The organism is Streptomyces sp. NPDC006739 (assembly GCF_042869815.1).
Taxonomy (GTDB): Bacteria; Actinomycetota; Actinomycetes; order Streptomycetales; family Streptomycetaceae; genus Streptomyces.
Genome location: NZ_JBIAGM010000025.1, coordinates 1 through 15,161 on the forward strand (window position 1 = coordinate 1; position 15,161 = coordinate 15,161).

Consider the following 15,161-nt stretch of genomic DNA (forward strand, 5'->3'; position numbering starts at 1 on the left):
GAGGCCCTGTTCGTATGCGCCCAGCACCCCGCGACCACCCGATCGGGACTCCCGTTCGACGCGCATCTCTCAAGATCGAAAAGACAACAGCTACTCAGGCCCCCGACGACAGGGCAGCTTGGGGCGGTGCGCGAGGGCCACTTCGCTTCTGGCCGACCGTTCCGGCAGACGCAAATTCTTCGCATTAAGCTGCATGCATGAGTTCCCGAGTGACCACACGCCCCGGCGGGCGCAGCGCCCGCGTCCAGCAGTCCGTGCACCAGGCCGTCCGTGATCTAGAGGCGGAGGTGGGGCGGGATGCGCTCACCGTGCCGCTGATCGCCGCCCGTGCTGGAGTGACGCCGTCCACCGTCTACCGGCGCTGGGGGGACCTGCGGGAACTGCTGTCCGACGTGGCCGTCGAGCGGTTGCGCCCCGACGCCCCGCCGGCCGACCACGGCAGCCTGCGGGCGGACCTGGAGGCGTGGGCCGTGCAGTTCGCCGAGGAGATGTCCTCGACGGCGGGCCGCACGTACATCCGCGACGCCCTGCTGGGCGACCCCGGGCAGGGCAACGCGGTCCGTTGCTCCGACTACGCCGCCGAGCAGTTGAAGGCCGTCGGCGTGCGCGCGGCCGGGCGAGGGGAGGCCGTGCCCGGTGTGGAGACCCTGCTGGACGTCGTCGTCGCCCCTCTGATGTACCGGATCCTGTTCCGCCCCTCGGACCTGTCCGGGGCCTACACCGCCCGCCTGGTCGCGGCGGCGCTCAGCAGCGCCGTGCCCCCTCCGACCAGCTAAAAGCTAATAATTTGCGTTATGGGGCTCCGGGCGCCTAAAGTGCTTAATGCAAAAAATTTGCCTTAAGGCTCAGAGGTGCTTCCATGACCAGCGTCACCGCCCTGCCGTCCAGCCCCGGCCGCCTGCCCGCGCTGTGCCGCCGCGGCGCCTTCCCGCTGTACGCCTCGGTCCTGGTCGCCCTGCTGGCCGCGTCCAGCGCACCGCCCCCGCTCTACGCGCTCCACCAGGCCGCCTGGCACTTCTCGGCCATGACGCTCACCGTCGTGTTCAGCACCTACGCGCTTTCCCTGCTGCTGGTACTGCTGACCGCCGGAACGCTCTCGGACCACCTCGGCCGAGGCCCGGTCCTCGCCGGGGCGCTGCTGGCCGAGGCCGTCGCGATGGCCGTCTTCGCCACCGCCCAGGGGGTGCCCGGGCTGATCGCCGCCCGGATCCTGCAGGGCCTGGCCACCAGCGCCGCCGGAGCCGCCCTGCTCGACTTCCCCCGCCGCCCCGGCCGGGCAACGGCCGCCAACGGCATCACCCTGGTGACCGGCATGGCGCTCGGCGTGCTGGCCGCCACCGCCCTCGTCCAGTACGCCCCCGCCCGCACCGTCTACCTGCTGCTGCTCCTGCTCTTCACCGCGCAGGCCGCCGCACCTCTGCTCGCCCCCGAGACGGCCCACCCCCACCCCGGCGCCCGGCGCTCACTGCGCCCCGCCGTCACCGTCGCCCCCGCCTCCCGGCCGGCCCTCGCCCTCGCCACGCCCGGCATCGTCGCCGCCTGGGCCCTGGGCGGCTTCTACTCCTCCCTGGGCCCCTCGCTCGCCCGGCTCATCGCCCCGCACGCCGCCCGCGCCACCGGCGGCCTGCTCTTCTTCACCATGACGGCTGCGGCCGGCCTCGCCGCCCGGGCGTTGCCCGCCCGTGAGCCTCGCCGGTGCCGCGCTGCTGATCCCGGGAGCCCTGCTGACCCTGAGCGGCCCCCAAGTGCACAGCCCGCTCTCGCTGTTCGCCGGCGTCGCGGTGGCGGGCGCGGGCTTCGGCGCCGTCACCCAGGCAGCTCTGCGCCTGCTGCTGCCCCTGGCCGCCCCGGCCGAACGCGCCGGCATGCTCGCCGCCACTACGTCCTCAGCTACCTGGCCATGAGCATCCCCGCCGTCCTCGCCGGCCTGCTGACCCACGTGTACGGCCTGCAGACCGCCGTCTCGCTCTACGCCGTGACCGTCGTCCTGCTGGCCCTGACCGGCCTCACCCGCGCCGTGCGGCGGCCCCGCACCACCTGACCGGGTGCCGCACGCCCCTACCCCGCCCACCCGGAAGGGACCCACCGATGAGCACCACCACGCCCCGTCAGAGCACCCCCCTCACCACCACCGGATGGACCCTCGGTGACATCGCCGTGCGCCGCGTCGACGAGATCGAGCTGCCACGGGAGACCGGACCCTGGTTGCTGCCGGACGCCACCCCGGAGGTGCTGGACGAAGCGTCGTGGCTGCGGCCCGACTTCGCCGACGCCGACGTCCTGCGGCTGGCGAGCCACAGCTTCGCGGTGGAGGCTGGCGGGCTGCGGATCGTCGTGGACACCGGCATCGGCAACGCCAAGACCCGCGCCAACCCGGCCTGGAACGGTCTCGACACCGACTTCCTGCAGCGCCTGGCGGCGGCCGGCTTCCCGCCCGAGTCCGTGGACCTGCTGATCACCACGCACCTGCACACCGACCACGTCGGCTGGAACACCCGCCTCACCGGCGAGGACTGGGTCCCCACCTTCCCCAACGCCCGCTACATCACCAGCCGCACCGAATGGGACCACTGGGCAACCACCGACCTGGACGAAGCCCGCACCCAGATGTTCCGCGACTCCGTCCACCCCATCCGAGACGCCGGACAGTACGACCCCGTGGACGTGCCCGAGCAGGGGCACGAGGTGGCGCCGGGCGTCCTCCTGGTCCCCGCCCCGGGCCACACACCGGGGCAGGTCGCCGTCGAACTGCGCGGCAGCGACCGGCGGGCACTGATCACCGGTGACAGCATCCACCACCCCGTGCAGCTGTCCCACCCCCACGTGCACAGCTGCGTCGACACCGACCCAGCCCAGGCGATCCGCACCCGCGCCCGGCTGCTTGACCGTGTGGCGGACACCGACGCGCTGCTCCTAGGCACCCATTTCCCGCGGCCCACGGCCGGCACCATCCGCCGGGAGAACGGCCGCTACCGGCTGCTCGCCGAGCCGGGCGTCGAGATCCCGGCCACCGCGGCCTGATCACGCGGCCGGTGCCGCCCGGCCGCCCCGCGCGGGCCCCCGAGCAGCCGCAGCGCCTGCAGCTACCTAAAGCAAATCATTTGCCTTTAATCTCGGCTACTCCGCCGCTCCAACCTCGACCGAGAAGGAGAACATCCATGTCCACCGTCGAACTCACACCGCCGGAGGTCGCCCGCTGGGCCGCCCGCGCCGGACTTGTGCTGCCTGCCGAACGCCACGCCGCGGTCGCCGCGGTCGCCAACCACATCCACGGCGTCGTCGCGGTCCTGCGCGAGCTGGACTTCGCGGACGTCCCGCCCGCCGCCGCCTATCGCGCCGGACAGGAGCCGCACGATGCAGCCGTATGAGCTGTCCCTCGCCGCCGCCGCAGACGCGGTCCGTGCCCGGCGACTGTCCCCCGTCGAACTGGTCGACTCCGTCCTCGATCGCATCGAGAAAGTGGAACCGCACCTCGGTGCCTACGTCACGGTCACCGCGGAGGGGGCACGCCGGGCGGCGAGCGAGGCCGAACACGAAGCGGCGCACGGCCGTTACCGGGGACCACTGCACGGCATCCCCATGGGACTCAAGGACCTGATCGACGTCGGCGGGATGGCCACCACGGCCAGCTCCCGGGTCCGCGCAGAGCATCGCGCGACGGCGGACAGCACGGTCGCCGCGCGTCTGAGCGCGGCCGGCGCCATCCTGCTCGGCAAGACCCACACCCACGAGTTCGCGTTCGGCCTGACCACCCCGCAGACCCGCAACGCCTGGGACCACGGCCGGGTCGCCGGTGGCTCCAGCGGCGGATCCGCGGTCGCCGTCGCATCGGGCACCGCGACCTTCGCCCTGGGCACCGACACCGGCGGGTCGATCCGGGTGCCCGCCGCACTCAACGGGGTCGTCGGCCTCAAACCGACCTACGGCCTCGTCCCCCGACACGGCGTCACCTCCCTGTCCTGGTCGCTCGACCACGTCGGCCCGATCACCCACACCGTCGAGGACGCCGCCCTGGTCCTGACCGCGCTCGCCGGACACGATCCGCGCGACCCCGCCTCGCTGACCGAGCCCGCCACGGACTACCGGCCCGGCCCCGGCACGGACCTGACGGGGCTGCGCATCGGCCTGCCGCGCACCTACTACTTCTCCAACGTCGACCCGCGCGTGGAGACCGCCGTCCGGAACGCCATCGGGCAACTGGAAACCCTGGGCGCACGGGTCGTCGAGGTCGACATCCCGATGACCCGTTACATCCAGGCCACCCAGTGGGGCCTGATGGTGCCGGAGGCCGGGGCCTACCACGAGAGCAGCCTGCGCACGGTCCCCGAGCTGTACCAGGAGGACGTCCGCATCCTCCTGGAGGCAAGCGAGTTGATGAGCGCCGGGGACTACGTACGCGCTCAACGCGCCCGCACGCTCATGCGCGACCAGTGGGCCCGGTTGCTGGATCAGGTCGACGTGATCGCCGCGCCGAGCGTGCCGATGACCGCGGTCGGCGCCGACGAGGCGACGGTCACCTGGCCCGACGGCACGGTCGAGGGCGTCTCCGACGCCTACGTGCGCCTCTCCGCCCCCGCCAACATCACCGGGGTGCCCGCCCTGACCGTCCCGATCGGCCACGACCCGGCCGGCATGCCGATGGGCATGCAGCTGCTCGGCCGTCCCCTCGGCGAGCCCACACTCCTGCGGGTCGGCCACGCCTACGAGCAGACGCAGCCGGCCCGGGAACTCGCCACGGTGGCCTGAGCGTGGCGCACGAGCGCGCCCTGGCACTCCAGCCATACTTCGGGATCAGTTTGGCAAGTCGGCGCTGGTAGTACCTATGTGGGCCCGTCCCTGGTGCGTCCGGTCCCATAGCGACCAGCGCAGGGGGACCTGTCCCGGGGTGGTGGACACCTCTGAGCCCGGCCCCGGCAGGGGCCGGGGAGGAGGGATCTCTTATGGTGATGAAGGTCTACTCGTCGGCGCAGGAGCGCCAGCGGTTGGCGAGGCGGACGACGTGGTCGATGTCGACCTCGGTGGACGGCCTGGTGGAGCCCTTTCCGTCGTAGGCGCTCACCCAGGTCCCGGAGACGGCGCGGCACTGGTCGTCCTGGACGACGTCCTGGCCGTCACGTTGCAGGACGACCTCGCGGGTGTCTCAGGTGCCGTACTGGGCGATCCAGTGCGGGAACTTCGAGCGTGAGTAGCCGGTCATCGGATGCGGGGCGGCGACGGTGAGTTCACCGAGTTCCTTGCGGACGACCTCGGCCGGCGGCGGCTCGGGAAGATCCCGGCGCACGCTCGGAGCACCAACCGCGTGGGTGGCGGGCCTGGAGGACCCGGGAGGAAACGTTCGGCGAACGGTCATAGTGACCGCACCACGAACGCATCCGAAACCCAACGTCGGTCAGATCCCAGGCACCCGCCCCCGCGAGAGCATCTCTCACGGGGCAGGGGACGTGGAGCCGGTGAACCCGAAGTGGGCCATGCCGAAGCCCGTCGCCGCGAAGAACAGCCTATGATCACGAACACACCGAGGAACGCCAGCGGCAGCAACATCAGCGCGGACGATCCACCGGAGGCGGCGTCCGCGGTCACCGCCCGCTCCGGCGCCTCGGGCAGGTAGCGCACCAGGACCCGATCTCCCGTCCTCGCTGCCGCCGATCGCCGCGCCCAGGGAGGCCGACGCGTAGCCGTTGGAGGCCAGCTGGGCGGGGCCCGATCACGTCGCACGCCGTGGACGGCTGGTCGCGCGGGGTTGGCTGGCCGAGCGGCAGCCGGGCCGGATCAGGCCTCGGCGATGGCACGCGCCCTGTGCTGGATGATCGAGCGGACCTTCTACTCCCCGACCGGGCATCCAGGCCGGCACCGGCAGCAGCGGCCGGACCTGGGCCCATTCCGCGTCCGTCATGTCCGAGGGGGCATCGTTCGTTTCCTGACCTGGCTCAACGACACACCGAGGATCGAAAATGGGCACTGAAGGAGATCGCCGAGCGCCGCTACCCGGCCAGCGCGGAGGTATGGAAGACACGCTGCAGGTAACGCCGGGGGCCGTTCAGACTGCCGCCTGCTTCTGGTTCTTCTGCTGGCTCTGATCCTCTTCGGCGCGGTCGCGGATAAGAGCCCACCGAACGTTGACCCGTCGCCGGGCCTGCGCGAGCACGGCTGGGCATCGGAGTCAGCCGACAGCCGCACCATGTTCTGCCGCCCCCTACTCGTCCTGCTCGCAACCGCCGCACCGACCTTCGGCGCGACGGCCGGAGCGGCGGCGCCGACGGGGGAGGAGGCGGACACGGGCATCGCACCCTCCCCGGCGCGTGATCAGCTGTCAGATGGAGTCCGGGGCCAAGCCCGGGGCATCCCCGCACGGGGGCAGGAGGGCCGCGATCTCGTCTGCCGGGCGGGCTGTGTGCAGACTGAGCAGGTCGGCGATCAGGTCGTCCAGGGGTGGCCAGGGAATGTTCCCGTGGTCGTTGTAGAGGCTGACCAGGCCGTGCAGCGCGGTCCAGAGCATGAGGCCGGCCTGCCACTGCTGCTCCGCCGAGGGCTGCCTGCGCTCTCCCTCGGCGGCGGCCGCCAGGGAGGTCACGACGGCCTCGAGCGGTTCGGCCCCGGCGCCGTGCGCTGATCCGGGGACAAGGTCGTCCGGCATCCGTCCGCCGAAGAGAGTGCGGTAATGGCCGGGCTGGCCGATTCCCCAGCGCACGTAGGCCGCGCACCGGGCGACGAGGTCGGCCAGTGGATCTGAGGCCGACTGCGCGGCCTGGTCCATCAAATGGGCCAGTTCCTCATAGCGCAGCCGCAGCACGTGCTGGATCAATGCGCTCAGGTCGGGGAAGTGGCTGTAAATGCTGGCAGGTGCCACCCCGACCTCACGCGCTACCTGCCGCAGCGTCAGCGTCTCCGGCTGATCAAGGGTGGACAGCAGCTTCGCCGCGGCATCCACGAGCTGGGCCTTGAGAACCTGCCCCTGCCCGCGTGGATTGCGGCGACGGGGAGCGGAGCGCTCCTGAGACGACATCTTCGCCCCCTTCTGAGCGGTGCGAACAATTGAGCAACAGATGTTCACCGTACAGGCAGCTCACGCCTTGACATCACTAACCAACGGTTGTTTGCTTAAGTAGCCAACAGTTGTTCAGTTAAAGGGTGAATGATCATGCGCATAGCCGTACTCGGAGCGTCAGGGCGGACCGGCAGCGCGCTCGTCGACAAAGCGCTGGAACGGGGACACGAGGTCGTGGCCCTGGTTCGCACGCCGGCTAAGGTCACCGTGCCTGCGCCGCGGCAGGTCGAGGTCCGGAAGGCGGATGTCACCGTCCCGCAGAGCTTCCCCGACCTGACCGACGTCGACGTGGCCGTCTCTGCCATCGGTATCGGTAAGGGCGACGGCCCGGGCGCGCTGGTCGCCGGGGCCAAGCTGCTCGCGGCGGCCGACGTTCGCGCGACGGTATGGCTCGGCGCACTGGGCTCGGGCGTGTCGAGTCGATCGGGTGGGCTGATCTATGCGGGGGTGATGCGGATGTTCGTCGGCTCGGAGCTGGCCGAGAAGGTCGAGGCCGACCAGATCGCCCTGGATGCCGGCGCTACGGTGTTCCACGCCCCGGACGTCACTGATGGCCCTCTCAGTCCTACCCGCCACATCGTGCCACTGGCGGACCTGCGGCGTCCGCTGCTGCCGCCCCGAATCTCCCGGGTCACGCTGGCCTCCTTGTTGCTGGACGAGGCGGAGACGGGCCGGCACGGTACCGGAATCGTCGTACCCCTGAGTTAGTCATCGGTCGACGCGGCAGCCCCCGTTGCCCCCAGGGCGGGTGCGAACCACCATCGGCAACCGCGATCGCGGTTGTGCAGACGGCCGCGCCCGCACCGACGCGTGACAGGGGGCTGCCCCTCGTCCGGCACGCCGAGGTCAACGAGCACCGGCCGTCGCGGTACCCCGAACAAGGTCACCTGGGCGAATCAGGCACCGCCTGGTGCGAGTAACTGCATTGGAAGGTCATCATGAGCAACTTCTCTGGAAAAATCGGACTCGTGACGGGTGCTGGAAGCGGACTCGGCCGCGCGACGGCGATCGAGCTGGCCCGGCAGGGCGCCACCGTCACCGTCACCGACATCAACGAGGCAACAGCCGTCGAGACCACCGAATTGATCAGGAAGGACGACGGAGAGGCACTGGCACTCAGCGTCGACATCGCCGACGAGGACGCGGTGCGGACGGCCGTCGAACGCACGGTCGAGGCGTACGGCGGCCTCGACTTCGCCGTGAACAACGCGGGCCTCGACTCGCACCACCGGCAGCTCGACCAAATGAGTCTGGAGGAGTTCGAGCGCGTGACCCACGTCAACCTGGGCGGGACCTTCCTCTGCATGAAGTACGAGCTGCCCGCCCTGCGCAGCCGCGGCGGCGGCGCGATCGTCAACGTCGCCTCCAACGGCGGCCTGTACGCGATCCCGACCGCCCCCGCCTATGTGGCAGCCAAGCACGGCATCGTCGGGCTCACCAAGGTCGCCGCCGTGGACTACGCGCCGCACAACATCCGCGTCAACGCCGTCTGCCCCGGCCCGACCCGTACACCCGGCTTCGAAAGGGTGGCGGCCGGCACCGACTTGATCGCGATGCAGGAGGCGATCACCCCGCTCGGCCGGATGGCCACATCGGAAGAGGCCGCCGCAGCCGCTGTCTGGATCTGCTCGGACGCCGCGTCCTACATCACCGGGAACGCGCTGTCGGTCGACGGCGGACGGCGGGCATAAGGGTCCTCGCGGTCGAGGAGTACACGGCCGCCGAAGCCCTCAGCCTGCCCGGCCTCGGAACGTCCGTGGCACGGTGAACAATTCCACCGATACAGGAGAGCGGGAGGCCGCCGTCCCAACTCAAGGAGCGCAGATGAGTGTCAGGAATGTCCCTGCCGACGCCGGCCAGGGCCCCGACAGCGTACTGGTCATCGACGACGACCCTGGTATCCGTCAGTTGCTGATCTCCGCGCTCACCTTCGCCGGATTCACCGTGGACGTGGCGGGCGACCTGACCGAGGCGCTGGCCCAGGTCGCCCGCCGGTCGCCCGACGTCGTCGTCCTGGACGTCATGCTCCCCGGGGCGGACGGCTTCGAGATCCTTCAGCTTCTGCGGGAACAGGGCATCACGGTCCCCGTGCTGTTCCTCACCGCACGTGACGCGGTGGAGGACCGGGTTCGCGGCCTGCGCCTGGGCGGCGACGACTACGTCACCAAGCCGTTCAGCGTCGTCGAGGTCGGCGCCCGCCTCCAGGCACTTCTCCGCCGCGCCCGAGGCGGCCCGCCCACCGCGGAGGAGTCCACACTGTGCTGCGCCGACCTCGAGATCGACGACCTGCGTCACGAGGTGCGCCGCGGCGGCGACGTCATCGACCTGTCGCCCACCGAGTACCGGCTCCTGCACCACCTCATGTCCCACCAGGACCAGGTGCTTTCCCGGTCGCAGATCCTCGAAGCCGTCTGGCAGTACGACTTCGGTGGCGATTCGGTCGTCGTCGAACGCTTCGTCTCCAACCTCCGCCGCAAGATCGACCAGGGCCGCACCCCGCTGCTGCACACCGTGCGCGGCGTCGGCTACACCCTCCGACAGCAGGCCGCCCGATGAACCTCGCCGGTCTCCACGGTCGCCTGCACTTGTCCCGCGCCAGCGTCCGACTGCGCATCCTGGCCGGACTCGCCATCCTGCTCGTGGCTGGGCTGACGGCCAGCTCGGTGACCAGCGCGCTGCTGCTGGAGGACTTCCTCCACAAACGCTACGCCCGCACCCTGCAGGACACCGCCGGCCGTATGCGGGCCGTCATCGCGCAGGGCCCCCAGGTCGCCAACGGCGACCAGCTCTCCGCTCTGGTGGGCCCGCCGCTGGGCAGCATCGCCGTCGACGGGCACGACCGGATCCTGCTGTCCACCGGAGCGGCCGACCTCGCTCCCCAAGCGCTGGTACGCGTCACCGCCGCCGTCCCCGTGGGTCGCGTCGTCGCTTACGACAACGTCGAGGGCCTGGACGACCTCAGCGCCATCCGCATCCCCAGCCCCGGCATCACCCTGGAGAAGGCGGACGAATCCGTGAAGCCGGCCGCGTTCATCCTGGCCATCGACACCTCCGTCGACGACTCCACCACCGACGCCCTGATCGCCCGCCAAGCGGCCATCGTCGCCGGCGCTCTGGTCCTGCTGCTCGCCCTCGCCGTCCTCGTGCTACGGCTGGGCATGCGGCCGCTGGCCAAGATGGCCGCCAGCGCCGACGCCATCGCCGAAGGACACCTGACCGAACGCCTTCCCACTCGCGGAAACCGCAGCGAGAGCGACCAGTTGGCCGAAGCCGTCAACCGGGCCTTCGACGCGCAGGCCCGCGCTGAGGCCACCGTCCGCTCACTGGCCGCGGACACCTCGCACGAACTGCGCACCCCGCTGTCCACCATCTCCGGCTGGCTCGACCTGCACCGCCAGGGCGGACTCACCGGGCCGCGGCTGGAGACCGCCCTCGGCCACATCGAGAACGAGGTCGGCCGCATGCGGTTGCTGGTCGAGGACCTCTCGCTGCTCGCCCGCCTCGACGCCGGCAGGCCCATCGAGCAGGACCCTCTCGATCTGACCGCGCTGGCCGCCAGTGTGGTGGAGGACGCGCAGGTCATCTACCCCGACCGCAGCATCACGCTGACCGCCGGTGGACCCGCCCCGGTGACCGGCGATACCGCCCGCCTTCAGCAGGTGCTGCGCAACCTCGTCGGCAACGCTGTCCAGCACACCCCGGCACAGACCGCCGTGCAGGTCGCCGTCACCACCACCCCCGGACACGCGCAGGTCGAGGTGGCCGACGACGGCCCCGGCATCGCACCCCAGGACCTGCCGCGCGTCTTCGAGCGCTTCTGGCGTGCCGAGGCCAGCCGCAGCCGCGCCTACGGCGGTTCCGGCCTGGGCCTGGCCATCGTGGAGGCGATCATCCATGCCCACCACGGTCAGGTCTCGGTGGAGTCCGCCGTGGGCGTCGGCACCACCGTCACCGTCCGACTCAACGCGCAGTGCACCGGTACCGCGCCGCGGGACTGACCGTCAACCCCCGCCTGGCGGCGCGTCCATCAGTGGATTTCCGCTGCACTGCGGCGTGCTCGTCTCCACGATGTTGCGGCCCTTGTAGTCCTCGGCACCGAAGCCGATGGGTCGCCTGGGGTGTATGCGGCGGTGGGCGCTCGAGAATGCCTTCCGGTGTAATCGCGGAATCAGCGGCCCACGCTGCGAGAGTGGCGTCGACGCACCCGAGCGCGGCCGCGATCAGCGAATGCGGCGCGGTTCGGCGGCGTCAGACGCATCCGTCCCCAGTCGCCGCGCGATCTCCGGTCGAAGCAGCGGATATCAGCGGGCGTTCTTCTCGTGGTGCGCCGCGGCCAGGGCAAAGTGGTTGGCGAGAAGCGTGACCAGCTTGTGCCCTCGGTCCGCGTCGTCGGTGTAGCGACGAGTGATGGTGCCGAGTGCATTGACGGCCGGCCGGATCCCGCCTCACCGTCTCCGAAACGGTCCACGCGCACGGCCTGCGGCACCGCCGCTACCGCGGCCTGGCGAAAACGCACGTCCAGCACGTACTCGCCGCTGCCGGGGCCAACATCATCCGCCTCAGCGAACAGTTCCCACCAGGCATTACACCAGCATCGCCGCCTCGACCACCCAGCCACTTCCAGCAGCTCTGCCGAAGGCTCCCACCTAGAGATCACCAACAGCGTCCAGAAGATGAGCCAGAGCCGCTGAACGTGAACAAAGCCAGGTGGGTGAACGTCAGCGGGCCGAGTGGGCCCCGGCCATCAGCGCGGCGAGGTCCTCGGGCTGCAGGAAAGAGGGGGGAGGGGGCGGGCCCCAGCTGAAGAGGCTCTTGGCTGCCTCCCAGACCTCGGGCTTCCACAGCGCGTCGTCTACGACGCAGTCCATGTCGGAGTAGTACTCGGAGAAGTTGCCGGCCGGGTCCTTGAGGTACCAGAAGAAGTTCGAGCCCACGTGGTGGCGTCCCAGACCCCAGATGTGGCGCTCGGGGTGCTCCCGGAGCATCGCCGTGGCGCCGCGGCCGATCTCGTCGACGTCGTCGACCTGCCACGAGGTGTGGTGGACGAAGTTGACGGGCGCGCTTGACACCAGGATGTTGTGGTGCTCGGTCGAGCAGCGCAGGAACGAGGAGAGCCCGGGTACCTCGTCGCTGATCTTCAGGCCGATGCCCTCGGCGAAGAAGCGCTGGCTGGCCTCCTGGTCCGTCGAGCCGATGACGACGTGTCCGAGCTTGCGCGGACGGACCCTATCCTCGCGCAGGATCCCCGGGGCGCGGCCGGTGCCGCGATCCGTGCGGCCCGGCCCGTTGTACGCCGTCGCCGGCGCCGCCGGTTGCTCGATGCGCGGGGTGACCGTCACCTCGACCTGTACGCCGGTGATCGGCTCGACGGCGGCGACGCGCGTGTCCGAGGCGTCCGCCTTCAGGTCGAGCTGGCGCAGCCGGGACTCGATAGCGCCGATGTCGTCGGGGTTCTCCGCGCCGATCGACAGCGCCACGAGTCGACGGGCGGGTGAGGCGACGAGGCGGAGCTGGCGGCCTCCGTCGGCGGTGGAGAGCCAGCCGTCGTCCTCGCGGGTCAGCCCGAACTCCTCGTAGTACCGGGTCGTGGCGTCCAGGTCGGGGACGCCGATCGTGACCGAGCTGAGTCGGTGCAGGACCATCAGGGGACCTCCTTGGTCGCCTCGGCGACGAGGCGCTGGCGCAGCTCGCCGATCCCGTCGAATGGTGTGCCGCGCAGTTGACGGATCGTAGGCGGGGGCGGACGCGGGACCGGGGTCGACCCCGGCGGATCGCGGGAACCGGACCTGCCCGCCGATCCACGGTACGGACATCAGCCGCCGACCTGTGCGAACTTCTCAGTACGGCTGCTCACCCCGCAGGTCTCCGCCGCCTTGACAGCGATAACCTACACTTGTTTACTCATCTCGCCAACAGTTGTTCAGTCACGAGTTGGGCCGGGACTGCACCGCGGTGGTCGGCGCGACCGGAAGGACCGGTCGTCGGCTCGTCGACTCCGCCCTGGACTCCGCGCCGGACCGCTCGCGGATCTACGACGCTCCGTCCTGTCGCCGCGCTCATGCCGGGCGCGGTGCGGGTTCTTTCGAGGACCGGTGCCGGACACCGGGGGTGATCCACGCGCTTCCCCGTCGGACGCCGGGACCGCTCCGGTCCCAGGGGCCGGAGCGTTCGTGACGTCGGGGCGGTACCGCACACGAAGGGCGCGGACCGTCAGACAACCGTCAAGCGCAGCGCGGGCCGGCCGTCAAGTGGGCCGGTGAGGATCACTGTTGGCACTTCCACTATCTGAAAGGGATTGAGTCATGGCTTCGCTCCTGTACCGGCTGGGCGCCTTCGGCGCTCAACGATGGCGGACGATGACGGGCGGCTGGCTGTTCGTCCTCGGGGCCGTCGTCGGCCGGGGAGCGGAGTTCCACGGATCGTTCCAGAACAGCGGATCCGTCCCCGGCTCCCCGGCCCAGACCGCGCTGACGAGGATGGGCCGGCCCTGGCCGGACCCGAACGGCATCGGTGATCCGGACGCGAGGCGCTCGGGCGGGTCCCGCGCTCGATCCGCGTGGACGAAAGTTTGCTGACGGGCGATCACCCAGCTGAACACCGAAGGATCCCGCGGCCGCGGGTCGCCTTCCAGCGGATCACGTCCGTTGCCCGACGGCCGACGGACGTGATCCGCCACCGCACGGCCGAGCGCGTCTTCGGTGTCGGCCAGGCCACACCATCGTCCCCCTGTGGACGTCACCGCTCGCTGTGTGCCCTTCTTACCAGCGACTGAGCAGAGAGAACGGATCATCATGCGTATTGCAGCGCCCGGCGCTCGGACATCAGCCGCCGCGTCCGCGGGACGGCTTGCCGTCAAGGTCCCGGAAATCACGGCCCTGTTCTGGGTCGTCAAGATCCTCACCACCGGGATGGGCGAGACCTTCTCGGATTTCCTTGTCGGCCACCTGAATCCGGGACTCGCCCTGGGCTCGGGCGCGACCGCGTTGGCGATCGCGTTGATCGTCCAGTTCCGCAGCGACCGCTACCACCTCTGGATCTACTGGTCGGCCGTGACCATGGTGGCCGTCTTCGGCACCATGGTGGCCGACGCCCTCACCTTCCTGGTCGGGCTTCCGTACCCGGTGACGACGGTGGGGTTCTCGATCGTGCTGGCCGTCATCTTCGTCCGGTGGTACGCCCGGGAGAAGACCCTGGATGTGCACAGCATCACCACGCCGCGCCGGGAACGCTTCTACTGGTCGATGGTGATGACCACCTTCGTCCTCGGCACCGTCGCCGGCGATCTGACAGCCGACATGCTGCACCTGGGGTACCTGGGTTCGATCGTGGTGTTCGCCATCGCCATCGCAGTCCCGGCCGCCGCGCACCGCTGGGCGGAGCTGGGCACCGTTACCGCGTTCTGGTCGGCCTACGTCATCACCCGCCCGCTCGGCGCGTCGATCACCGACTGGCTGTCCTCGTCCCGTCAGGACGGCCTGGACCTGGGGTTCGGCTGGGTCAGCCTCGGCGCGACGATCGTCATCGTCGCGCTGCTCGGACTGCTGACGACGCGCGGCGATCGCCCGGCCGCCAGCCTGCGCTCCGACGTCGTCCGCCCCGCAGAAGCGGACGCCTCGCTGTAGGTTTCCATCGTGCTGGTGACGACGTGCCGTCGCGGTCGGTCGCGCGCCGGAAGGGACTCGGCATGGAGATGGTCGCGCCGCAGGAGCCGATCAGTCCGGGCGGCGGGCACGGCCGACGCTTCGGTTGCTGGGGGAGGTCGGTGGAGCCGATATCGCCCAGCGTCGCCGCAGGCACCCGTCATACGGTGGCGGCTGGCGGCGGAGGCGGGGCAGGCACCGGGGCGGGAGTCAGGCTCACGTCGGCGCCCTGGCGGCTCACCGGGGGAGACCGTCGCCTGGCGTGCTCCCCCTCCGCACCGCCTGCACTCTTCGAACAGCGGTCGCGTGCTGAAGTCGACGTGCCGGCTGAGCGCCGCGACGGCACCCGGTACCCCGGGTGATGGCCTACTCGCAGACGATCTTGCACATGAGGAGCGCAGGCCTGTTCGCGCCCTTCCGGGGCATTGTCGGCGACGCTTGAAATGTGAGCCGATTCCGGAAACCAAGCGCCGCCC

Annotated in this window: 15 protein-coding genes and 2 pseudogenes; 13 read left to right on the forward strand and 4 right to left on the reverse strand. The window is 70.6% G+C overall.

Annotated features, from left to right (window positions below):
- The first annotated feature begins 197 nt into the window (after positions 1-197).
- From ACFYMM_RS35135 to ACFYMM_RS35155, 5 genes are all read left to right on the forward strand, one after another.
- Positions 198-776 (forward strand): TetR/AcrR family transcriptional regulator, encoded by a 579-nt coding sequence (locus ACFYMM_RS35135; protein WP_388394362.1) that lies wholly within the window; start codon positions 198-200, stop codon positions 774-776.
- An 83-nt stretch (positions 777-859) separates the two neighbouring features.
- On the forward strand, positions 860-2,041 hold the full coding sequence (locus ACFYMM_RS35140; protein ID WP_388394363.1) for an MFS transporter: 1,182 nt from the start codon (positions 860-862) through the stop codon (positions 2,039-2,041).
- Between the two features lie 47 nt (positions 2,042-2,088).
- Entirely contained in the window at positions 2,089-3,021 is a 933-nt protein-coding gene (locus tag ACFYMM_RS35145; protein WP_388394366.1) for an MBL fold metallo-hydrolase, read from the forward strand.
- Positions 3,022-3,158: 137 nt separating this feature from the next.
- Positions 3,159-3,368: a hypothetical protein gene (locus ACFYMM_RS35150; protein WP_388394369.1), complete on the forward strand. Its 210-nt coding sequence runs from the start codon at positions 3,159-3,161 to the stop codon at positions 3,366-3,368.
- Entirely contained in the window at positions 3,355-4,746 is a 1,392-nt protein-coding gene (locus tag ACFYMM_RS35155) for an amidase (protein ID WP_388394372.1), read from the forward strand. Before ACFYMM_RS35150 ends, ACFYMM_RS35155 begins: the two co-directional genes overlap by 14 nt.
- Before the next feature lie 394 nt (positions 4,747-5,140).
- On the opposite strand, the gene ACFYMM_RS35160 is transcribed toward ACFYMM_RS35155, so the two are convergent.
- Together ACFYMM_RS35160 and ACFYMM_RS35165 are read right to left on the reverse strand one after the other, a co-directional pair.
- On the reverse strand, positions 5,141-5,281 hold the full coding sequence (locus ACFYMM_RS35160) for a hypothetical protein (protein ID WP_388394375.1): 141 nt from the start codon (positions 5,279-5,281) through the stop codon (positions 5,141-5,143).
- Positions 5,282-5,346: 65 nt separating this feature from the next.
- Entirely contained in the window at positions 5,347-5,715 is a 369-nt protein-coding gene (locus tag ACFYMM_RS35165; protein WP_388394377.1) for a DUF3592 domain-containing protein, read from the reverse strand.
- A 16-nt stretch (positions 5,716-5,731) separates the two neighbouring features.
- Between ACFYMM_RS35165 and ACFYMM_RS35170 the strand changes: the two are divergent.
- Positions 5,732-5,824, forward strand: a pseudogene (locus ACFYMM_RS35170) (TetR/AcrR family transcriptional regulator); the annotation flags it as partial.
- A gap of 486 nt (positions 5,825-6,310) precedes the next feature.
- Here ACFYMM_RS35170 and ACFYMM_RS35175 read toward each other — a convergent pair.
- Positions 6,311-7,003: a TetR/AcrR family transcriptional regulator gene (locus ACFYMM_RS35175; protein ID WP_388394380.1), complete on the reverse strand. Its 693-nt coding sequence runs from the start codon at positions 7,001-7,003 to the stop codon at positions 6,311-6,313.
- Positions 7,004-7,138: 135 nt separating this feature from the next.
- On the opposite strand from ACFYMM_RS35175, the gene ACFYMM_RS35180 reads away from it, so the two are divergent.
- From ACFYMM_RS35180 to ACFYMM_RS35200, 5 genes and pseudogenes are all read left to right on the forward strand, one after another.
- Entirely contained in the window at positions 7,139-7,753 is a 615-nt protein-coding gene (locus ACFYMM_RS35180) for an NAD(P)-dependent oxidoreductase (protein WP_388394382.1), read from the forward strand.
- Between the two features lie 230 nt (positions 7,754-7,983).
- On the forward strand, positions 7,984-8,736 hold the full coding sequence (locus ACFYMM_RS35185) for an SDR family NAD(P)-dependent oxidoreductase (RefSeq protein ID WP_388394385.1): 753 nt from the start codon (positions 7,984-7,986) through the stop codon (positions 8,734-8,736).
- Between the two features lie 133 nt (positions 8,737-8,869).
- Positions 8,870-9,601 carry a response regulator transcription factor gene (locus tag ACFYMM_RS35190; protein ID WP_388394387.1) on the forward strand — a complete coding sequence of 244 codons (732 nt, stop codon included), beginning with the start codon at positions 8,870-8,872 and terminating at the stop codon, positions 9,599-9,601.
- A 29-nt stretch (positions 9,602-9,630) separates the two neighbouring features.
- Positions 9,631-11,043, forward strand: a complete 1,413-nt coding sequence (locus ACFYMM_RS35195; RefSeq protein WP_388394389.1) for a sensor histidine kinase — start codon at positions 9,631-9,633, stop codon at positions 11,041-11,043.
- A 461-nt stretch (positions 11,044-11,504) separates the two neighbouring features.
- Positions 11,505-11,849 (forward strand): annotated as a pseudogene (locus ACFYMM_RS35200) (hypothetical protein); the annotation flags it as partial.
- Here the strand turns inward: ACFYMM_RS35200 and ACFYMM_RS35205 are convergent.
- Positions 11,764-12,687 (reverse strand): VOC family protein, encoded by a 924-nt coding sequence (locus tag ACFYMM_RS35205; protein WP_388394392.1) that lies wholly within the window; start codon positions 12,685-12,687, stop codon positions 11,764-11,766. The pseudogene ACFYMM_RS35200 and the gene ACFYMM_RS35205 sit on opposite strands and share 86 nt — an antisense overlap.
- A gap of 660 nt (positions 12,688-13,347) precedes the next feature.
- Here ACFYMM_RS35205 and ACFYMM_RS35210 point away from each other — a divergent pair.
- Together ACFYMM_RS35210 and ACFYMM_RS35215 are read left to right on the forward strand one after the other, a co-directional pair.
- Positions 13,348-13,620: a hypothetical protein gene (locus ACFYMM_RS35210; protein WP_388394393.1), complete on the forward strand. Its 273-nt coding sequence runs from the start codon at positions 13,348-13,350 to the stop codon at positions 13,618-13,620.
- Between the two features lie 216 nt (positions 13,621-13,836).
- Positions 13,837-14,667 carry a hypothetical protein gene (locus ACFYMM_RS35215; RefSeq protein WP_388394396.1) on the forward strand — a complete coding sequence of 277 codons (831 nt, stop codon included), beginning with the start codon at positions 13,837-13,839 and terminating at the stop codon, positions 14,665-14,667.
- Positions 14,668-15,161: the final 494 nt, after the last annotated feature.